Annotated in this window: 19 protein-coding genes; 3 read left to right on the top strand and 16 right to left on the bottom strand. The window is 41.7% G+C overall.

Features of this window, described 5'->3' with window-relative positions; all coding sequences use genetic code 11:
• Positions 1-60 precede the first annotated feature (60 nt).
• The 5 genes from fdnI to P3L56_RS07440 form a co-directional block, all read right to left on the bottom strand.
• Positions 61-717 (bottom strand): formate dehydrogenase-N subunit gamma, encoded by a 657-nt coding sequence (gene fdnI, locus P3L56_RS07460; protein ID WP_198861286.1) that lies wholly within the window; start codon positions 715-717, stop codon positions 61-63.
• A complete protein-coding gene (fdxH, locus tag P3L56_RS07455) occupies positions 710-1,597 on the bottom strand; it encodes a formate dehydrogenase subunit beta (protein ID WP_164975524.1) in 888 nt (295 codons plus the stop codon). The genes fdnI and fdxH overlap by 8 nt, the downstream gene beginning before the upstream one ends.
• Positions 1,598-1,608: 11 nt before the next feature.
• Complete coding sequence (gene fdnG / locus P3L56_RS07450) at positions 1,609-4,656, bottom strand: formate dehydrogenase-N subunit alpha (protein WP_198861285.1); 3,048 nt, start codon at positions 4,654-4,656, stop codon at positions 1,609-1,611.
• A 736-nt stretch (positions 4,657-5,392) separates the two neighbouring features.
• Positions 5,393-5,716 carry a YnfA family protein gene (locus P3L56_RS07445; RefSeq protein ID WP_131680692.1) on the bottom strand — a complete coding sequence of 108 codons (324 nt, stop codon included), beginning with the start codon at positions 5,714-5,716 and terminating at the stop codon, positions 5,393-5,395.
• A gap of 76 nt (positions 5,717-5,792) precedes the next feature.
• Positions 5,793-6,059 carry a DUF2798 domain-containing protein gene (locus P3L56_RS07440; protein WP_042848005.1) on the bottom strand — a complete coding sequence of 89 codons (267 nt, stop codon included), beginning with the start codon at positions 6,057-6,059 and terminating at the stop codon, positions 5,793-5,795.
• Between the two features lie 231 nt (positions 6,060-6,290).
• On the opposite strand from P3L56_RS07440, the gene P3L56_RS07435 reads away from it, so the two are divergent.
• Together P3L56_RS07435 and P3L56_RS07430 are read left to right on the top strand one after the other, a co-directional pair.
• The gene (locus tag P3L56_RS07435; RefSeq protein WP_042848007.1) at positions 6,291-6,827 is read left to right on the top strand and encodes a dihydrofolate reductase family protein; all 537 of its coding nucleotides are present in this window, start codon (positions 6,291-6,293) and stop codon (positions 6,825-6,827) included.
• Positions 6,824-7,405 carry a TetR/AcrR family transcriptional regulator gene (locus P3L56_RS07430; protein WP_052219432.1) on the top strand — a complete coding sequence of 194 codons (582 nt, stop codon included), beginning with the start codon at positions 6,824-6,826 and terminating at the stop codon, positions 7,403-7,405. The genes P3L56_RS07435 and P3L56_RS07430 overlap by 4 nt, the downstream gene beginning before the upstream one ends.
• A gap of 8 nt (positions 7,406-7,413) precedes the next feature.
• Here the strand turns inward: P3L56_RS07430 and P3L56_RS07425 are convergent, their stop codons facing one another.
• Both P3L56_RS07425 and P3L56_RS07420 read right to left on the bottom strand, forming a co-directional pair.
• On the bottom strand, positions 7,414-7,704 hold the full coding sequence (locus tag P3L56_RS07425) for a putative quinol monooxygenase (RefSeq protein WP_042848009.1): 291 nt from the start codon (positions 7,702-7,704) through the stop codon (positions 7,414-7,416).
• Positions 7,705-7,905: 201 nt separating this feature from the next.
• Positions 7,906-8,472, bottom strand: coding sequence for an NAD(P)H-dependent oxidoreductase (locus P3L56_RS07420; protein ID WP_210831777.1), 567 nt, complete (start codon positions 8,470-8,472; stop codon positions 7,906-7,908).
• Between the two features lie 172 nt (positions 8,473-8,644).
• Between P3L56_RS07420 and P3L56_RS07415 the strand changes: the two genes are divergently transcribed.
• Positions 8,645-9,085 (top strand): hypothetical protein, encoded by a 441-nt coding sequence (locus tag P3L56_RS07415; protein WP_208325144.1) that lies wholly within the window; start codon positions 8,645-8,647, stop codon positions 9,083-9,085.
• Positions 9,086-9,153: 68 nt separating this feature from the next.
• On the opposite strand, the gene P3L56_RS07410 is transcribed toward P3L56_RS07415, so the two are convergent.
• The 9 genes from P3L56_RS07410 to P3L56_RS07370 all read right to left on the bottom strand — a co-directional run bounded on the left by P3L56_RS07410 (position 9,154) and on the right by P3L56_RS07370 (position 20,143).
• The gene (locus P3L56_RS07410) at positions 9,154-9,582 is read right to left on the bottom strand and encodes a molybdopterin-binding protein (protein ID WP_131680695.1); all 429 of its coding nucleotides are present in this window, start codon (positions 9,580-9,582) and stop codon (positions 9,154-9,156) included.
• Between the two features lie 90 nt (positions 9,583-9,672).
• Complete coding sequence (locus P3L56_RS07405) at positions 9,673-10,191, bottom strand: hypothetical protein (RefSeq protein WP_048606642.1); 519 nt, start codon at positions 10,189-10,191, stop codon at positions 9,673-9,675.
• A gap of 480 nt (positions 10,192-10,671) precedes the next feature.
• On the bottom strand, positions 10,672-11,613 hold the full coding sequence (locus P3L56_RS07400; protein ID WP_198861283.1) for a hypothetical protein: 942 nt from the start codon (positions 11,611-11,613) through the stop codon (positions 10,672-10,674).
• 21 nt (positions 11,614-11,634) lie between these two features.
• Positions 11,635-12,417, bottom strand: coding sequence for a hypothetical protein (locus P3L56_RS07395; protein WP_210831776.1), 783 nt, complete (start codon positions 12,415-12,417; stop codon positions 11,635-11,637).
• A 71-nt stretch (positions 12,418-12,488) separates the two neighbouring features.
• Positions 12,489-13,082, bottom strand: coding sequence for a DUF5462 family protein (locus tag P3L56_RS07390; protein ID WP_210855649.1), 594 nt, complete (start codon positions 13,080-13,082; stop codon positions 12,489-12,491).
• A gap of 29 nt (positions 13,083-13,111) precedes the next feature.
• On the bottom strand, positions 13,112-13,828 hold the full coding sequence (locus P3L56_RS07385) for a fimbria/pilus periplasmic chaperone (RefSeq protein WP_198861280.1): 717 nt from the start codon (positions 13,826-13,828) through the stop codon (positions 13,112-13,114).
• 94 nt (positions 13,829-13,922) lie between these two features.
• Positions 13,923-16,370, bottom strand: a complete 2,448-nt coding sequence (locus tag P3L56_RS07380; protein WP_198861279.1) for a fimbria/pilus outer membrane usher protein — start codon at positions 16,368-16,370, stop codon at positions 13,923-13,925.
• A 10-nt stretch (positions 16,371-16,380) separates the two neighbouring features.
• Positions 16,381-16,968, bottom strand: a complete 588-nt coding sequence (locus P3L56_RS07375) for a hypothetical protein (protein WP_198861278.1) — start codon at positions 16,966-16,968, stop codon at positions 16,381-16,383.
• Between the two features lie 1,843 nt (positions 16,969-18,811).
• The gene (locus tag P3L56_RS07370) at positions 18,812-20,143 is read right to left on the bottom strand and encodes a hypothetical protein (RefSeq protein WP_210831772.1); all 1,332 of its coding nucleotides are present in this window, start codon (positions 20,141-20,143) and stop codon (positions 18,812-18,814) included.
• Positions 20,144-20,464: the final 321 nt, after the last annotated feature.

Here is a 20,464-nt window from a genome sequence, read left to right as displayed (position 1 = left end):
AAAAGCCACCACAATGTATAAACAAAGTGATGGCTTGATGTGACTTAATCTAACAATAAATTACTTTTTGCCTTCAGCTTCAGCTTTGGCTTCTTTCGCCTCAACATCACGATACCAGCGAGGGTGGTGTTTTCTCGCCCAGCGACGGCTAACCTTACCTTCTATCATGCCATTAATTGAGCCTTTCACCCAAAATGCCATATACATATGGATTAGAATCGCGTGGATTAGAATAATAGCGGAAAGTGCGTGGATCAAAATACTCCAACGAACCATCCACATAGGAAATAGATGAGCAAAATAAGGACGCCACATGATAATCCCAGTGATCAGTAGTACGAAAATCATACTCATGATACTCCAGAACATCATTTTTTGCCCCGCATTATACTTACCTACATCCGCCACCTCATGTTCATTACCTTTGAGAACTTCAACAATATTTTTAATCCATGGAAGGTCTTTCTTATCCGGAATATTGTATTTCACAAAACGAACAAACATGAACATCAATACGACGAATATCAGTACACCAAAGAATGGGTGTAAAATTCTTCCCATTTGTGGAGTACCAAAGGTTTCCGTCAACCATTTCAGTGTTGGGAAAAATAAGGCGATACCAGACAAAGCAACCAAAAAGAAGCTGATGACAACAGTCCAGTGACAGGCGCGGTCAATAAACTTTGTCCGCACAATCATTTTGCTTTTTTTACTCATGGTCATCTTTCTCCTCATCATCACTCACTTCTTTGTTCGGTCCAATTCCCACATAGTGGAAAATTAACCCTGCAAAGGTGGCTATAAAGCCCGCAACAGAAAGTGGTTTCAAGACGCTCTGCCACAGATTGATTGGAGTATCAATTTGTGGGTCTTTCGGTAAGTCATGATAAAGTTGCGGTTTATCAGCATGATGAAGAACATAAACAACGTGAGTTCCCCCCACGCCTTCAGGATCGTAAATCCCCGCTTGCGCATATCCTCGATTTTTTAATTTCGTGACACGCTCTTCGCCGTATTCCAGCATTTCCCTCTTCGTACCAAAGCGAATAGCACCTGTTGGGCAAGTTTTCACACAAGCGGGTTCTTGACCGACAGAAACTCTATCAACACATAAAGTACATTTATACACACGATTATCTTTAGGATTTAAGCGTGGTACATTAAAAGGACAACCCGCAATACAATAGCCACAACCAATACAGTGCTCCGATTGGAAATCAACAATCCCATTTGAATACTGAATGATCGCTCCCGCAGATGGGCACGATTTTAGGCAACCCGGGTCTGCACAGTGCATACAACCATCTTTACGGATTAGCCATTCCAGCTTACCGTTTTCGCTTGTTTCACTAAAACGCATCACCGTCCACGATTTTGCACTAAGATCGGTTGGGTTATCATAAACCCCAACGCAATGCCCGACTTCATCGCGAATATCATTCCATTCAGAACATGCCACCTGACAAGCTTTACAGCCTATACAGGATGACACATCAATGAGCTTACAAACTTCAAATTTATCGTCACGCGCCTGTGGTGGAGGCGTAATACTATTGGTCGCGGAACGCTTAATAATGTCTTGAGATTGCATGGACATAGTTCCCTCCCTTACGCCTTCTCAATGTTAACTAAAAACGCTTTATACTCAGGTGTTTGAGAGTTAGCGTCCCCCACAGATGGCGTCAACGTATTGGTGATAAAACCTTTTTGCGTAGCCCCTTCAAAACCCCAGTGAATAGGTAACCCAACGGTTTCAATTGGTTTACCGTCCACCATCAGGGTTTGTAATCTCGGCGTTACCACCGCAACGGCTTTGATAAAACCACGTTTACTACTGACTTTGACCTTATCGCCTAACGCAATTCCTTTGGCTTTCGCTAATGTTTCGCTGATTTCAACAAATTGCTCTGGCTGAGCAATCGCATTCAAACGAGCATGCTTAGTCCATGTGTGGAAGTGCTCTGTTAAACGATAAGTGGTGCCGACATAAGGGAAGTCTTTGTGGTCGCCAAGACGTTTTTTGTCCTCATCAAAGATCCGTGCCGCAGGGTTAGAAACCACATTCGGGTGTAATGGGTTAGTACCAAGAGGCGTTTCAAAAGGCTCATAGTGCTCAGGGAATGGCCCTTCTGCCATCTTATCGATAGCAAATAAACGCCCTAACCCTTCTGGTTGCATAATGAATGGACCTGTTCCGACTTCTGGTGCAGATGCATTAAAGTCAGGAATATCATTACCGACCCATTTTTTGCCATTCCATTCAATTAGCACACGGTCTTTATTCCACGGCTTACCTTTAGTATCACAAGATGCTCGGTTATAAATAACGCGACGATTCAACGGCCACGCCCATGCCCAACCTAATGTGTTACCAATGCCAGACGGGTCACTATTGTCGCGATTCGCCATCTGGTTGCCTTTTTCAGTCCAACTGCCCGTGTATATCCAGCAAGAAGATGCTGTTGTACCGTCAGCACGTAATAAGGCAAATGAGCTAAGAAGTTCACCTTTTTTCGCTTGTAAATTGCCGTCGGCATCGTACAGATCAGCCAGTGCAACTCCGTTATTTTCTTTTGCCACTTCTTCTGATTCAGGGTGGAATTGCTGTTTATAATTCCATTTCATCTGCATCAGAGGATCTTGGCCTTGACCGCCTTCTTTTTCATACAACTCACGAATTTTGTATAAAATTCCTGTCAAGATTTGGCCATCATTACGCGCTTCACCTGGAGCATCCGCTGCCTGCCAGTGCCATTGCAACCAACGACCAGAGTTCGCGATAGAGCCATCTTCTTCTGCAAAACACGTTGATGGTAGACGGAAAACTTCAGTTTGAATCGAAGCTGTATCGACATCATTCATTTCACCGTGGTTTTGCCAGAAATTAGCAGTTTCAGTGACTAACGGGTCGACAACAATCAAATATTTCAACTTACTGAGGCAGCTAACAACTTTGTTTTTATCTGGGAATGACGCTACAGGGTTAAATCCTTGACAAATATAACCCGTGACCTCATTACGGCTCATCATGTCAAAATACTTCATTACATCATAAGCTTGGTCCCATTTAGGTAACCAATCATAGCCCCATTGGTTGTCAGCTTGTGCAGAATCACCATAGAAAGACTTCATTAAACTGACGAAGAATTTCGGGTAGTTACTCCAAAAGTTAACTTGATTTGGTAAGGTTGCTTTTGGTGTATTAGCAGACAGATAGCTATCAATATTCAGGTGTTTTTCTGAAGGCAACGTCAAATAGCCGGGCAGACTGGTCGATAATAACCCTAGATCAGTTAAACCTTGAATATTTGAGTGGCCACGTAAGGCATTAACACCACCGCCAGCAACCCCCATGTTACCAAGTAGTAACTGGATCATTGCCATGGTACGAATATTTTGCGCACCAACCGTATGCTGTGTCCAACCTAAGGCGTATAAGAAAGTCCCTGCTTTATCTGAAGCACTCGTGGTTGCTAAGATTTCACAGACTTTTAAGAAATCAGCCTTTGATGTACCACAAATTTGCTCAACAATTTCAGGTGTATAGCGTGACACGTGCTTGTGAAGCAGATTCCACACACAACGAGGGTCTTGTAATGTGTCATCGCGTAACGCATGACCATTTTCATCAAATTTGTAGTTCCAGCTGGTTTTATCATAACTACGTGTATCTGCGTTATAGCCACTAAAGAGGCCATCATCAAAGTCAAAATCATCTCGAACAATTAATGACGCATTAGTATAGTTTTGAACGTATTCAGCGTTTATTTTGTTATTTTCAATCAGGTACAACAAGACGCCCGATAAGAATGTAATATCGGTACCCGAACGAATCGGAACATAATGGTCTGCCACTGATGCCGTACGCGTAAAACGCGGGTCGATCACAATCAGTGTTGCATTGTTATTATTTTTCGCTTCAATTGCCCAGCGGAACCCAACAGGGTGTGCTTCCGCAGCGTTACCGCCCATTACGACGACAACATCGGCATTTTTGATATCAACCCAGTGGTTGGTCATCGCACCGCGACCAAATGTTGGAGCAAGACTTGCTACCGTTGGTCCGTGTCAGACACGTGCTTGGTTATCAACCGCCAGCATACCTAGCGATCTCGCGAATTTTTGGGTCAACATTCCTGTTTCGTTACTTGCAGCAGATGCACAAAGCATCCCTGTTGATAACCAACGGTTTACGGTTGTTCCCTCAGCGTTTTTCTCCATGAAATTTGCATCGCGGTCATCTTTCATTAAACGGGCAATACGTGTGAAAGCATCATCCCAGCTAATGCGTTGCCATTTATCAGAGCCTGGTGCTCTATATTCAGGATAACGTAAACGATTTTCGCTCTGGATATAGTCAAGCAGGCCAGCCCCTTTAGGGCATAAAGCACCACGGTTTACAGGGTGGTCGGAGTCACCTTCCACATGGAATATCGCGGACTTAGCATTCATGGCACCATCGCCCATGCTATATATTAGTAATCCACAACCGACAGAACAGTAAGTACAAGTGTTACGCGTCTCTTTAGAGCGTAGTAATTTATATTCACGTACATTAGCTATTGCCATTCCAGGCATAAAACCTAACGCAGCTACAGTTGTACCTGCCATCCCGCCAGCGCAGATTTTAAAAAACTTTCTGCGACTAACGTTCATTGCTAACCTCTTTATATTTTTTGTATAAATCGGTGAGAGAATAGCAGCCTAATATGATTAGATATTGCCTAAAATCAATGAAAGTGAAAATAAAAGTTTAATTAATATTAACTGAGTAGTTAAACATCAATTACAAATACTACCAATAGAGTAATTATTGTTAAATTGACTTAGATCAAATGTTACTTTTTGAAATATTTTAGTTAAATACATTTCATTGGCATTTTAAAAAATACAAATAAAAATAGAAGAAAATTAATTCAGGAACTACATCACAGCTGACCAAAAATCAAATTTATTTAATTTCATGAAAAATAAAATATCACCATATAAAACTGGTGGAAAAAACATTGACAAAAATAAGCATGAATCATTTAACATGCTTTAAAATCAATTAATTACAAAAACCCTCAAGCTTAGTCTAGCTTTTTACAAAACTAATATTTAATTGTTCTAATATGAAACAATAATGATAAAAAATACCGAACATCACCACAGATACTTAAATAATAATAAACAAAAAAATAACCGTCTTATAAATAAGCCACCAGATAAAAATAAAACTCAGTTTTACGACAACCTTATCTGTATTTTTGAGGTAACAGCACTAGGCTATCTATGGTTCTTGCAGGCTTATAGTTTAAATATGGAAAAAGTGAATTCATTGAGAACTCACTTGCGAAATAATAATGACGTTCTTTTGGGATATTACTTTATCTAAATAATAATCTGTTTTTTACTCCCAGCCACTAATAATGATACCGGCGCCAACAAGCACAACGAAAGCCCCAACCCAGTCAGTTACCAAAAGTGCGACCCCATCGACAACTTTTAGCCATACTAACGCTGTGACAATATATATCCCACCGTAAGATGCATAAATTCGGCCACTGGCTTCTGGATGTAATGTCAATAACCAGACAAATAGCATCAAACTTAAGGCTGTAGGGATTAATAGCCAAGGCCCTCCCTGTTTTTTCATCCAGAGATAAGGGAAATAACAGCCTGCAATTTCAGCTAGTGCAGTGATAAAAAACAAACCAATAATTTTTATCGACATAAGACCCCATTCAAAATTAGCGCTACTGATTTCCCTTCTATAATAGCAACTGACTGTATGAAAAAAACACATGCTTTTATGAGGATTTAACTAACATTAATGAGATTCGTCTCGCGATAGGTAATACAAAGAACACCGTTGGAAAGGCAATCATCCAAGAAATCCCCCAAGAGCTAACCCAAGATGGGAAAACTTCCGAAGTAAAACCTAGCGCTCTAACAGTACTAATAAGGGAAACGATCCCACTCATTACAAGGGATAAAAAGAAAGGAACTAGAAAGATCATCGCACGAGCAGGTAATTTGGGAATACCTAATACATAATTACGACTTTGATTTGGCATAAAAAACTCCAAGGTTACTGGCACACATAAGCATATAACTATTCGTGTGACCAAAAGTTATATGCGTTGGTTAACGTAAACGCTTACGAGTCTAATGACCAATCTCCGCTATTTTATAAGCAGCAAAAATTTTGTCAATTAAGCCCATCCCCTAAAAAGCATTTTACCCACTAGACTTGCACCATATAACCAATTATTATACACCGTATAATTAATCAATGGGGAACAAATATGATTACGGGGCATGTATTTATTGCCACTAGTTTAGATGGCTACATCGCACGTAAAGATGGGCAAATAGATTGGCTTGGGTGCATTGATACTTCTAATGAGGATCATGGCTATGACCAATTTATCAATCAAATAGATGCGATTGTGATGGGAAGCGGCACCTTCGAAACACTAAGTCATATCACACCTTGGGTGTACAATCTTCCGGTTGTCGTACTTTCTTCTACATTAACCAACCAAGCCGTGCCTGAACATTTAGTGGGGAAAGTTCGTTTTAGTGATCAATCCCCTGAAAATGTGATGAAAATGCTGGAATTAGAAGGATGCCAACACGTCTATATCGATGGAGGGCAAGTGGTTCAATCATTTTTAAAAAGGGGTATGATTAGCGACCTAATTATAACTAAACTCCCCATTCTACTTGGGAGCGGGCGCCCATTATTTGGAGACCTCAATCACGATATTTTACTCAACCACCTGCATACACGCAGTTTCCCTTCCGGCTTTGTGCAATCTAAATATGAGGTTTTAAAGTGAAAGATAAAAAGCCTGGCCGCCCGCCAGCTAACCAGCAAACTATCTCTTTAGAGTTGATAGTGACTAAAGCTATTGAAATGTTAGATGATAATAAGGTTGATAACCTATCTATGCGCATGCTGGCCAAAAAGATAAACGTCAACCCGATGGCGCTCTATCATTACTTTTCAGATAAAGATGCCTTAATACAAGCTATTGCCAATAGGCTTTATCAAGATATTCAATTGCCTGACTTGCCTGACCTTTACCAACAAATCGAGTCGCTATTACTGCATTACAGGCAAAAAGTGACCCTTTATCCGCAAATCACCTTAGCTATTTTCAGTTCCCCAAATGCTTTTCCAGAACAAGCCAAAAGGATCACCGAAATACTCACCCAACAATTAATGAAACTTGGTTTATCTCAAATAGAAGCAACGAAATGGGGGCATATCCTAATAGATTATACTCATGGAGAAGCGCTATCAGTATCCCCTAAAAATCAAGCTCCCTCATTCACACCTGAAGCCATCCACACTGCTGAACTTAGTTACAGTGAGACTATTAAAATGTTACTTTTCAAGATAAATAGCAAATAATAGTGCTCCTAGGCAATTTTACTCATCAATTTCACATCTAACAGTTCGACCCTATCTTTTACCTGACTAATGAACTCGTTAAAGTGCGGTGTATTATTATGCTTATCAACGGCTTTTTGACTCTGCCATACCTCAAAGAAAACAAATGTATTAGAGTTGTCATGAAGCTGATGCAATTCATATTGAAGGCAACCTTCTTCCTGATGGCTCGACTTAACAATTGACTCTGCCGCGGCTCTAACATAAGCAACTTCGTTTTCTTTTGCTATTACCGTTGCAATGATCCTAACTTCAGACATAAAACCACCCTATCATGAATGATAAAGTAATTAATTTATCACATAATTTCATTATTTATTCTTAAAGATAAACAATTACAAATAAAACAAAATTATATTTTATTTTATTACGGAATTGGCGTAACCTTAAAACATAACGTGATAATAGACTTAATCACGTTATATAGAATCAAAGTATAAATAAATTTAATATTAAAATAATTAAACTTCGTTCAATACTGTATTTATAAACGCCATGCGGTGTTCATTTCCTCCCTGGGTTACATAGTCACAATTCATCCATTTACTATTTTTTAAACCTACCGCTGTCATACAATGAAAAATAGCATCACTAACAGGGTCTCCCTCTTTAATAATAAATTTTGTGGCTTCTTCTGATGTCGTGACAACAGTAGTTTTGGGGATGTCTAGCAAAGGTAATAATTTTTTCTGCTGTTCGTTATAATACCAAGCAAAACCGTTAAGCATTACTTTATCAAAAAAACCTTTTAAAATTGCAGGCATTCCCATCCACCAAACAGGAAATATGACAATAACTTGTGAGCTATCTTTCAACATTTCTTGGTATTTTCCAACTAAAGGATCAATATAGTTACCGGTGGAATAAAGTGCGAGCTCTTCTTCTGCTAACACAGGGTTAAACTTATCTCTATGCAGGTCAATTACCTGATAATCTTTCTTTTTTTCGGTTAACCCTTTGGTTATATTATCAAGTAAAAACTGGCAGAAGCTCCCTTTCCAAGGGTGTGCATATATAATTGTCACCATAAAATCTATCCTTTTATTAAAATATCAATATCTAATTTTTTATTATAACTTACTGTTAATTGGCTAAAATGACTAAGCTCAAATATATTATCTAGAATATTTAAATGTTTTTACAGTTGAAAATAATCGGTGTAGCATAACTAGACATACAGTATTCACTGGGGGTTTCATAATGAATGCGATTCAATTAGAAATTACGCCTCAAGAAACCAATCTCTCTTTTCTATCCAATAAAATTACCTTACCTATTGGTAGCGACAGTATTAATGGGTTTAAATTTCAACACTCACCAATAACACCTTATGAAGCAGAAATAGCCATTGAATTAATTGAAAACACGGTCATTCCTGCTAGAAAGCAACTCTCTATAAATAACCCTGTTCTGATTAATAGAGATAATAAACTAAAGGCCATTTGGCAACACACTGGTAATACAGAATATTTTTTAACTACCCAGCAGATTGAAAGTGCATTTAACGAGTTGGTTAATGTCATCAATGGTAGCCCTATTAACTCAACAACTTTACCAACAGACACCTCGTTTACTGCTTTTTTAATCATTATAAGGGAACTGACACATCACTGGGAATTAGATGGCATTTACCTTAAATAAAAAAGGCGGTAAATATCATTTCTATTTACCCCCCTTAATCATCTTTTGATAAATAGTTTATCAAACACTTATTTTTTCGTTGCAAGAATAATACTTGATGCTTTAATAATAGCAGTCACAGGGCTATTAACCATTAACCCCATCTCAGAGGTACTATTGTTTGTCACCACCGCAGATAACAAAGTACCTGCTTTTGTTCTTAAATTGACCACTGAATTCACACTGCCCTTTTCAATAGACTCGACAATGCCATTAAATTGGTTACGAGCAGAGAAATTATATTCATTCTCATCAGAAACAAGGACTACCCAAGGCGCTTTAATAACCGCAATTACAGGTTTCCCTTTTTCTAGACCTAGCTGTGCAGTACTATTTTTAGTAATAACCGCAGTAATGCTTTCCCCACTCGCTAAATCCAAAATAATTTCATCATTGACAGCACCAACACCAATGGATGCAACAACACCTGAAAGTTGGTTTCTTGCCGAAATAGTCATTATATATCCCCTATGAAATGGCTGCTTTATACTCTATTCAATCTGTATGTTAATACAAATTAAACAATCATGTTCATGCCTTAATCACACTTAACCATTAACAACAGGGTCATTTTTATCATATTCAGGGGAGGAATCATGGTCATCATGCTGAGGTCGATTTTTTATTTCTATATATTTTTTTTCACAATCGGTTAAAAATTGCAGCGAATCCGTTTTCCCTGTTTTCTGGTCAATTAAAAATAAACTAATTGTTTTTTGTTTTGGGGAGAAGATCTCAATAATTTTCCCGCTATCGTGGTAATAATCACCTTTATTAACAATGACTTTAAAATCTTTAACGGTCTTTATTTGCTGTTGTTGTTGGCTTTTTTCCAGTTTATAGCCTGCATATTCACCGGCTTCAAAATCACGAATATTGAATGCGCCATTGTAAGAAAACACTTTAACTGTCGGAGCCGCAGTCGGAAAAGCAAAAAAACCATTTCTATCTCTAGAAATCTGATTAATCGATTGGTCAATATTACATTCGTAAACTAACGTTGAATTAGAAGTCTGACAGCCTGATAACACAACTAAAGCCGTGAGCAAAATTCCTACTCTTTTCATATCATCCCTTATCTCTTCAATGTGTATAATTTAGCTCAGTATAAACATTGTTATCCTTAAGCTAAACATTCATATTGTAAGAATATACTGCTGAGATAAATCAAGCTCACTTTAATAGACAATTATTCAATTGTTCAGCTGTATGACCAAATTATCAGATCCTAACATTTCAAGCGTTCCAATTTAAAAGGGATTCCACCTTTCGGCTAAGAACCTACCGACACATGCTTAGCGGGTTCTGCCCTCTTGGCCAATTGATTACGGATTACCCAGTAAATAAAGTACAATCAAGTTGCTGTTGTTTTAATCAATAATTCAATAAATTTACTGAATTATTGATTAAAACAAAGCTCACATTCCAAATCCTGCGCGACAAGAGGTAATTATGAAAAACGGGGAGGAGCCCGCCCAGCAGTAGTGGGTGAGCACCTTATTTCATACGATGAAATTTAAAGGATTGCCTGCTCACCCAAATTAATTTTATAACTGCGCCATCGAAATGGTGATACTGGCGCTCCATGCACCCTGGCTCCCCGCGGGTACGACTAGGCTATCTGGCTTAAGGGCCATTCCGTAAATAAGGGCATAGGAAATAGTCTCTCTCGTACTAGTCCCAATCCCCAGTCCTGTTGTACACCTAGATGAAATATATCGTCCAGCCCATGTCGATGCCTGCATTGTCGTCCAAGGCTGTGGTGAATCAGCTAAAGCACTTTGTAAACCGTCATTTATCATCGTGCTTAAAACAGGTGCACTTTGCCTCCCCGTTATGTTGATGGTGGGGATGCCAGTGGTACCTAGAGGACTGTCCATCTGCAAAATGTCATTAGGCAAGAAGCAGGATGACTGACCAGGAATATATTCGCTCAAAGGGAGTGGGGCTGCTGCTGTAGAAATCGAAAGGGTATCCGTGCCAGTTGTCGTATTATGCGTATTGTACACAACTACACGTGCGTGGTCAGCTGATAAGGTCAACGTTCCTGTACCTGAATCTACCGTTGCTGGCAGTTCGATGGTTGCAAACCCCGTCGTAGGATCTACCGTCGGAACGATAACATTGCCGCCAGTTAGCAGGGCGACTTCCACTGGTACGTGTAAACCTGATTGAAGGACACCTGATTGCGCTACTGGAAGTTCAACTGACATCGGTAAATAAGCCATGGCTGCGCGCGCCCATACATTCGCAGATAAATCATACACATCATTACCCGAAGATGCTGTTGTATCCGCATCAGTTGGGTTTAAATTGAGATTTTCCCCACGGGGGTAGTCATACACGGAAAATACCCAGTTCGGATTATTTTGCGTAAAAGCCCCGAATAATGTTACCTCACCTACATCTGCCGGTGCGGTCGCTGCCACCGCAGTGCCTACCATTCCCATCGCAATCGCTATGGTCGATAATTTAATCAACATTCTCATCTTTTGTTTCTCCAAAATGACTTAGTTATAGGCAACTTGCACGGTGAATACACTCTTCCACATCGTCGGCGTGATAGCGTCTGTGAAACTTAATTCGCCTGCTGTGATACCTGAAGCATAACCCGCGATAACAGGGTTAGCTGAGTCTTGTCCATTATCTAAATATGAGCCATTGAGCTCTGTGTTAACATAGGTCGTACCAGTCGCCCCCGTAACATCGCCCAATTTCGTTTCTAATTTCGTTAACGCAGCATTATAAATTATCGGCACTGCTGTATCTGGTGATGCGATTTGGTTCGGCATCGGTTGGACTGTCAGAGTGCCTCCCGCAGGTGCGCCATTGGATGCCAACAATACTGGAGTGATGGTCAGCTTCAACGTGCCTTTAGTACCGTCATTTGCCTCTGCTTCCAGAGGAAGTGTGACCAAACCGCCCGTCGTCGTTGTGGTCACTGTTGCACCACCTTGCACATAACTAATGAGTGGGCTTAGGTTATTGAAAGGGATGCCTGGTGTGGTCGCATCCATGTACCCCTCCAGTAAATGAAGAGGGTTTTTGTGATTTTCCAATATGTCCCACGTATTCACGCCAGACGCATTTGTTGCAGCGCCTTGCTCTAAGTCAATACGGGTAATTAATGTTGGTAAAACCCAGTGCCACTCCGGCAATGCACCAATAATTACGCCACCAAATTTAATGTCATGATTAATCGAGCCTGAGCTCATCTCGTCCGCATTCGCGGCCCCCCCGAACAATGTCGTGGTCAGTGCTACACTAAGTAGCCCTAAACGATATAATTTCATAATTTTCTTCCTATAGGTTAAAAAATCAATTTATTGCTTGGCTCCTACCCGAAAGCAAACAGCCTGTTGACTTACTTCTCATTAGCGCTACCAGGAAGCCGATCCGTCTCACCCGGTGTCGGTAATACTTCAACTATTCGGATATCCGTCCGAATATCTCCACGATATACTGTTGGTACCATCAGACGGGGTAGGCCCCCAGTGTTAACCTTGACGTCACGAGCCGGTTTCCCCCAAGTTAACGTAACACCACGGTTATCCGCGTGCGCGGTTACGGGTACGACTTTCCCATCAATGCTCACCTGTAACGGTAACTGCCATTGCCCCAAGGTACGCGGATCATTCACCAGCTCAGCGGGGTGTTGCACCCAAACAATGTCATTCTCCCCCCGGCTTGAGCCAGAGACTAAATCGGCGCGCTCAATTAGCACCTGTGTAATGCTCGGCTGCGTTTCCTCAACGTCATAGCGAAACAAGGGGCGTCCCGATAAAGTAGGATTCAGCTCAGTCAACACACCACGCTGCATCACACTGCCATTAATCACCCCCAGCGTTTCGATGTTTTCCTCCACTGCACTCATAACCACCGAACTGAACATGAGAGACAACAACGCCCCCATCCATCCGCATCGACAAAATAGGTCTAGCTTTCGAAAATAGTCCATATAGCGCTCCTTTTGTTCTTCTGTGAGCGTTACGGGGTAGTCGAATTGGTGACTGGCCCAGTGCCTTTTATCTCATGAGTGCCCGCATACCCTAAGTCATCCAGTGCCACCACACTTTTCGCCATACTACCTACAGGCAATGTCACGGTTTCACCCGGTGCAAACATTGCTAGTTGTTTATGGGTCATGTCATCCAACGCCACTGGCACTTCTTTCGCATCTAACACATCTGCAATCGCAAAAATGTACGGAGTGGTATTCATTAATACCGGCTTACCGCCTTTGCTTATGAGCGACAAACCTGTTTCTGCATTTTTACGTCCCTCTACCAGATTGGCTGGTCGATACAATAGTTTGACTTTAGTCCGTAGGGCTACCGATAATCCGCCTTCTTTATTAACAGGTGGAATTTCTTGTAAATTCACCCAGTAAATCGATTCTTTATCTTCTGGCATCTCATCCAGCGCTTTAATCACACGCAGCACTTGTTTACCATCACCTGTGATTTTAAAAAATGGGGGCGTCACCACGAATGTTGGGCGAGTATCCGTTTCTTTGATATTCTCAATCCAAGTCTGCCCGCCATAGGTTTTCTTCTCTGCATTTTTCACCACGATGGAGATAGCGTCTTTATTACCCTCAAAAATGTAACGCGTCTTGTCCATAGACAAAGCGGCCATCGAGGAGGCAGACATCGTCAATGAAAGCACTGCTAATAAACCCGTAAAGAGAGGTGTCAATTTCATAATGTGGTTACCCTTACTTTTAGAATGTTCTTTGTGTAAATATCAACGCATACGATCGGCTGACCGATTGAGAGCTATCGAACGCCCCTTCACGTTACAACGCCTCGCACGTCACTTCCTGTAAAACGGCAGATTCACTTAAAGCCTCTTCTGGTACCTGACAATCAGGGAACACAATGGTCCCTAGCGCATCTACACTGTTAATCAGCAGTACGCCATGCGCACCGACAAACCCCAGTGGTACGCCACTTTCTGACGTTGCCCAAAGCCCTGGTGACATCAATTCACCATCGACACGCCGCACTTGCAGTAGATAACGTTTAATTGTCACCGACTCAAAGGGGACGTATGTCACTGATGTTCCGGTTGGTTTGATTTTTTGGCTGGTGATGCTCAGTTCGGTATTTGCAGGTAACGTACTTGCATCCAACGTTAACGTATTGGTGCGATAGCTGTTCATTGGTACGATCAAATTACCATTGCGGTCAGTTTCATCTAGGCGCCCCATTAAACTGACGCCAGAAGCGTCTTTCACATTCACGACAGCCACTGTGTCAGAGATATTTTTACCGAAAATAACACTGTTATTGGCGGGTAAATACATCATCGACCCCGACAGTGAACCTGACCCCGTCGTGCCATAGTCAGTTCGGCTCATTTGGCCATTCAATTGGGCTAATGAACCGCTATAGGCGCTCCATAAGTTCGTTTGGCGACTCATCGAGCTGTCACTGCCCCAACTTTCGCTGGCTGAGACAGACCAACGGTCAGTTAGATTAGTTGAAGCCCCCGCAGAATAGCTGTTCCCTGTATTTTTCCCCGTCGACATCGATGCAAACGTATTGACGTTATTCCCAAACACCGAGAATGGAATAGATACTGACGTTGAAATACTGTATTGATCATCACGAGCAGTTTTGTAATAAGAAGCGGAGACCGATAAGTTGACCGCGCTCAAGCGGGTTGAAAAACTGCTATTTAGCCCTCTTTGTGACCCATCTTGGTTCCAATACCAACGTTCCCATCCCCCCACTGAAAAACTACTGCCTTGCCAAAGAGGCTGGCTAATACCAATGTTAAGATCTCTTTTTAATCGTTGACGCTCAGACAAACGGTCATACTCTAAATCGTTATATTCACCCAACGTATCGTACGACTGGCTCATTTGATTGGTCGTCAATCGAATCGACGTTCCCATATCAAAGGTTTTAGCGTAAGTTAACGTACTCTTTTGGCCTTGACGGTTCCCCCCACTGTAGCGTGATTGAGTACCCGATAAACCAGCTGAAACAGAGCCAATTCCCCATAGCGGAGTCGTAATGCTGCCCGTTACTCCAGTAAACTTATTGGCAACCAACGCCCCTGTCCGCAACGAAAGATCACCAAAACCGTACCCATAATTAAATGCGGCAATGCCACCGGAAGGGGTTCCTTTAGCGTTATTGTTATCAGTCACCCCGAATGATACAGAGTACTCATGCTCCCCAGGAGAAAGCTGACCATTAATCAACGTAATGGGGAAAATTTGCTGCGTTTGTGAACCATCATTTTCCGTAACGGTCATAACCACATCGCCTCCGGTGAGTACCGTTACATCATTAATTTCAAACGGCCCTGGTGGCACCAACTCGCTGTACAACGTGGTATTGCCTTGTCGCAAGGTTACCCGCGCGGTACTAGTGGCAACCCCACTAAATACTGGCGTATACCCTGACATCTGCCGACGCATAGTATTATTACTACTCAGCGTCATGCCATAGGTCGATAAGCCACCTAAATCACCACTACTCACGGATGTTTTGCCTATCACGATATCTGACTGAAGCTCTAATAACGCCTTGGAGACGGTAAACATCGCTACGGATGAGTCATCTTGGCTTAATGAAGCACTACCCCGCGCCACCCACTCATCGATATTGGCCAGCAAGGAGGTTGAGCCGTAATAATTCACCCCATCACGGTACTTATTCGCATTGAGGTTGTAATTAAGTCGTAATGCATTATTGCCAAAGCCCCAATCCAGTGAGGTATCTTCCTTAGTCAACCCTGCTTGCGGGATTGTTAGTGTCAAAGTTTGTGATGCTGCATCAAAACTGACTTCGGTATTAGCTTGTTCACCAAGAGCATAACAACCCGAGTTTTCCTCGGAACCCGTCCGAAACGTTTGGATAAAAAAACCCGGCCGCAAATACACCTCAACACTCGCCAACCACGCAGGTGTAAAGCATAATTGGTGTTTCTCCTCAGGGGTCACGGTTAACAGCCTCTTCCCCTTCCCGAACCCATTAATACTCACATCGACGAAATAGCGCCCTGGATAATATTGCGCATTCGGGTCTAAGAAATCAGCGGATTGCGCGGTGTCTCCGCCTTGCAAAAAACTCCAATTAAGCTCATCATTCGCCCACCCCGCATGCGGCAAAAAAAATGCCACAGCCAACGCCATCCCCAAAGAAGAAAAACGCTGACAGGGCAAACGCGTGGGGATTAAAGAAATTTCCCCACAAGAGAAAGGCAATAGCACGTTCGTTTGAATGTTCATTATTACCCCATTATTGATAAACAAGGGTTAATGTGAGTGTGCCAGTAAACTTACCTGGCTTTGCCTCATCTGCATTAACGAGACTGGCTAGAAAATCAAACTGCCCACGCGCTGCAAATTCCACCGGATACTGTACTTCTCGGTGACTTTGCGTAATAAAACCAGGCCCATCCACTGCCGTAAAACGCGCCTCAGGATTGGTAGGTGTGACACGAACGCGAAGTGGCGAGACGCTGCCGTCATCGTACCGAGTAACCACCCCCTGTTCATCCAGCTGATGGTTACTTAAATCACCAAACGTGATGGTGGCAAAGACATTCGTTCGCGCATACACCTCGAAAGCGCTGCACCCAATGTCCCCCCCATCATATTCACTTAACATTAAAGAAAAGGTTTCAACAGGCGTCTCACGCAACCTGGGGTTTATCACCCCAAAATCAATCATCCCCGTTATGCCACGCTGCCCATTTGCCACGATAGAACCTTGACAACTGGAGGCCACAACAGTGGCGGTGATACGTGTCGTGGTTTCAGCCAACACAACTGTGGGCAGTAATAATCCCCCTGTTAGCATTAAAAAACGGTAAGTCGTTAACATGTTCCCTTCCCTTTAAGCGTTATGCTGTTATGCCGTCGAGCCTATCAACCATTATTCGCTGAGATGCGTTGCTATGTGAATTTAGTGTTGCTGTGTGTATTTAACGCCCTGATTGAATACACAACTAAGACACCATAATGGCGCCTCAGTGGTGGTGATATTTTTTTACTTTTAATTAAAACCGTACAATAAGATAGAAATAGAAAAGGATATTCTCGGGGTTTTCCCTTCCTATTTTATTATCAAAAAAATGAATTTTTGACGCCTCTGTTATTTTTAATCTAATTACCGATAAAAATTAAAAATTCAGGTTTGTTTTTTTAGCAACTAAACTACAAGAGTCCCCCATTACTAAACACCTACCTTCTTAACTCTTAATCCTTTCCTAGGTATTTCAAAATAAAAGTTATCACGAGTTACCTGGAATAAAACAGAGTTCCAATTGAAATTAAGTGAAATTAAAAAATAAAGTTATGTTCGGTTTTTTCTTATTGTTATGGATTAATTGCCATCAGTCAGCCCAATTCACAACCTTAATACGTTGAGTTAATTCTATTTTAAAAACAGACTCATTATTTGATATAACTCGTATGTATCAATACATTTATACAAAAGCAATCACAATATGAGTCACCAGATAACCCCATTTTAAAACTTAGTAAGTATCGCTATTTTCTTTCATACTTAATATAAACACACCCTAAATAATTGTAAAAATGTTTATACCATTTAAATTAGCCAATCCGATAGATAAAAACTATTGATAAAAAAACAACAATCGCTACAACCAATTAAAACACGTAAAAAGATATTAAATGAAAAACAATAAATCCATTACCTTACAAGTGGTTATCGCGTATTACGTGTATCAAGCTATTTGATAAGTTATATGCAACAAAAAAAACAAAACACGTAATCCGATAATTTACACATCTACGTTTTATTTGAATTTTTATTTAATATAACTCGGTCAATCAATAAATGAATATATAATTAAACATTAAAATCCAACCACCTAATTATGAAATAAAAAACAAATAACAAAAAAGAAAGAAAACCAATAAAACTACTGCATAAAGCCAAATTATAAGATAATTTCGTTTGCAAAAATAGATTTTCACCCCCCCGCACATACAATAAAAAATAACTTATTCATATCAATTTAATTAAATAACATCAAAAAAAATGTTATAAAAAAGCAATTAAGATTAATAAAAGTAAATATAAAAAACACTCTCCCTTAATAAAAATAAATCACCCCTATTCTTAATATCCTTAACACCTAATTTTTCCATTTGCGTTAACACATAAAATAATATTAAAAATATAATCACACATCATTAATAATGTAATAAAATAATAACCATGAACCCCAAAAATAATAAAAAACGCTTTGCTCATCTCAATAATATATTCATCTGCCTATCGGTATCATACGTTATATTGGTTCTGTTTTTTAGCGTTACGTTATGCCGTAAGTCGGATTATGACCTATACTTTTACACATTAGAGACTCGTACCAGAGCTCCTAATCCCGTCTCGATGCCACTTTCTATCCACAGCAAATTCCCCTTGAGATGATACAGTGACGAGCTCGTTTATGACTTGAGGAGAGAATTAGAAGCCCCCGATATTTGTTATTAATCTTATCTGGTCATAAATGGCGATACGCTAAAGGTGACGAGGGTTTAGACAGCGTAATTTGCTTGTCTGTAGCTTGGGGAAACGAATAGTGGTTACTATTTTTGCGCAGAAAACAGCACAGCAAGGTGGTAGGTATTACAAATGCAATCGCCCCCAATATGGGGGCGATTGCATTTAACTTTGTTTCACTCCCTACATGTTAAGGCCAGATGACTCGGAGTTCTCCTGTCCCAGACGCCTCACCAGCTCGTGCATTCGGCTTCATGCACGCGAAGAACGAGAGCTTATAGTTATAATTATCTTTGTTGCCCACAGTGTCTCGGGTCCCACCTGGCACTTCGTATTCGGTGGACCCCATCGTTCCCCACCGTACCTGTCCAGCTTTTCCTGTCATACTGCACGTGACGGCACCAGAGTTATTGTTGATAGCGATGACATTTCCAATCACGATATTGGCTGCAGTAATCCTCAGGTCAGGCCCTAAATACGCATTCCCAGGGCGCGCGGCCCAAGTGGCGTTAGCATAAACTTTCGGACGGTACTCATCTTTTTCGGCTTCAGGTACGACATCGCAGCTGATGTTTAAATTATTCGGTCCTATAAATGGAATGGCGTCATCCCCTAAGTGCCCAGTCCCGGTGATCGTAGAGACATGGTTCTGTACTTGGCAGGTACGCGGTTTGGGTTTTACGATCACGCGACCAGCAGGGGCGATGTTCACGCGCCAGCCAGTAATTTCATCTACAATTTGAAATCCTGGCATTTCATATACCCCCGGCTTAACGTTGGGCCCCACTATGATGGTCGGTCGTCCTTTGATATCCATCAATTCAGGGGCTTTGTAATCCTTCGCCGATGCCAATGCCCCTACCTTATTTGGCCCAACCTTACCCACTCCCGTTGCGGATACTTTACTGCTTTGTTTACCCATCGTTTTTTGGCCGTTTAAGATACTGGGACAAGTGTGGTCTATTTGAAAACTTGTGGTTGTACTTGGATAGAAGGCCGGATGAGCGTACTGCCCTGACAGTATGTTTCCTACTGTTAAGAGGGAATTTGGGATCCCTTGCATAAACCAGTATTGCGTTGCCGCCTCCCCTTCGGGGAACGATTGCCTTGGGAAGTGTGAGCAGCCCGCATTACCATAACATTCGGTCACATACCATGCTGCATTCCCCTGCGCACCGACACCCCATCCGACCGGTTGCGTTTGGCGAAGATTTGACGCTAATTGTGCGACACTATACTCTGCGCATGCTATCGGTTTCCAATGCTTCGCTATCATTACTCGATAATTACCATCTGGTATCAGCACACGCGGCCCCGCTGGATCCAGGACACCGTTACTCTTCAGGGTCACCACAGTGCCCTGAAAGGGCGCTGCTACAGCGGGGGCCCCACTATACACGTTCTCCCCAGCCTGTACATGCCTAAAAGCCCCAGAAGTACCAACACTAATCCCCGCACAGTTGGAAGCTCCTTCCCCTGGCCCAACACATAACTGCGCATTGGAATGAGTCGGATCCCTCATTAATATTACGCTGGCCGAGCCAGCGGGAAGAGTGTGGCTAAGTGAGTTGTTGGCCGGATCCGGTCGTACGAGTTTCAAATCACTCGGGAAGGAATTTGTGTTATACGGCTTGTAGTCCCGGGTGACGATCTGGTATGTAAGATCAGTCGATGAAATTTTTGTGACGCTGACAGCCGGTAGCTGGGTATTGGATCCCACGTTTACTTCATAATCTGCGGCCAACGCATTCCCCCCAACCAAGGCCATAGCCCATATTAGCCACTGTTTATGATATGCTTTCACTTGTTTATTTTTATCGTCATATTGACTCATCATACATTT

It is taken from the genome of Providencia sp. PROV024, from assembly GCF_032709665.1.
GTDB lineage: Bacteria > Pseudomonadota > Gammaproteobacteria > Enterobacterales > Enterobacteriaceae > Providencia > Providencia huashanensis.
The sequence above is the reverse complement of the archived record's forward strand: the minus strand, read 5'-3'. Positions and strand labels throughout refer to the sequence as shown.

Coding starts and splice junctions, on each gene's coding strand:
- P3L56_RS07420 (WP_210831777.1), bottom strand. CDS start 8,472: ATGGTGACAATTATATATGCACACCCTTGGAAAGGGAGCTTCTGCCAG.
- P3L56_RS07395 (WP_210831776.1), bottom strand. CDS start 12,417: ATGAAATTATATCGTTTAGGGCTACTTAGTGTAGCACTGACCACGACA.
- P3L56_RS07370 (WP_210831772.1), bottom strand. CDS start 20,143: ATGAGGGATCCGACTCATTCCAATGCGCAGTTATGTGTTGGGCCAGGG.
- fdnI (WP_198861286.1), bottom strand. CDS start 717: ATGAGTAAAAAAAGCAAAATGATTGTGCGGACAAAGTTTATTGACCGC.
- P3L56_RS07415 (WP_208325144.1), top strand. CDS start 8,645: ATGAATGCGATTCAATTAGAAATTACGCCTCAAGAAACCAATCTCTCT.
- P3L56_RS07410 (WP_131680695.1), bottom strand. CDS start 9,582: ATGACTATTTCGGCAAGAAACCAACTTTCAGGTGTTGTTGCATCCATT.
- P3L56_RS07425 (WP_042848009.1), bottom strand. CDS start 7,704: ATGTCTGAAGTTAGGATCATTGCAACGGTAATAGCAAAAGAAAACGAA.
- P3L56_RS07405 (WP_048606642.1), bottom strand. CDS start 10,191: ATGAAAAGAGTAGGAATTTTGCTCACGGCTTTAGTTGTGTTATCAGGC.
- P3L56_RS07435 (WP_042848007.1), top strand. CDS start 6,291: ATGATTACGGGGCATGTATTTATTGCCACTAGTTTAGATGGCTACATC.
- P3L56_RS07375 (WP_198861278.1), bottom strand. CDS start 16,968: ATGTTAACGACTTACCGTTTTTTAATGCTAACAGGGGGATTATTACTG.
- fdxH (WP_164975524.1), bottom strand. CDS start 1,597: ATGTCCATGCAATCTCAAGACATTATTAAGCGTTCCGCGACCAATAGT.
- P3L56_RS07380 (WP_198861279.1), bottom strand. CDS start 16,370: ATGAACATTCAAACGAACGTGCTATTGCCTTTCTCTTGTGGGGAAATT.
- P3L56_RS07390 (WP_210855649.1), bottom strand. CDS start 13,082: ATGGACTATTTTCGAAAGCTAGACCTATTTTGTCGATGCGGATGGATG.
- P3L56_RS07385 (WP_198861280.1), bottom strand. CDS start 13,828: ATGAAATTGACACCTCTCTTTACGGGTTTATTAGCAGTGCTTTCATTG.
- P3L56_RS07400 (WP_198861283.1), bottom strand. CDS start 11,613: ATGAGAATGTTGATTAAATTATCGACCATAGCGATTGCGATGGGAATG.
- P3L56_RS07445 (WP_131680692.1), bottom strand. CDS start 5,716: ATGTCGATAAAAATTATTGGTTTGTTTTTTATCACTGCACTAGCTGAA.
- P3L56_RS07440 (WP_042848005.1), bottom strand. CDS start 6,059: ATGCCAAATCAAAGTCGTAATTATGTATTAGGTATTCCCAAATTACCT.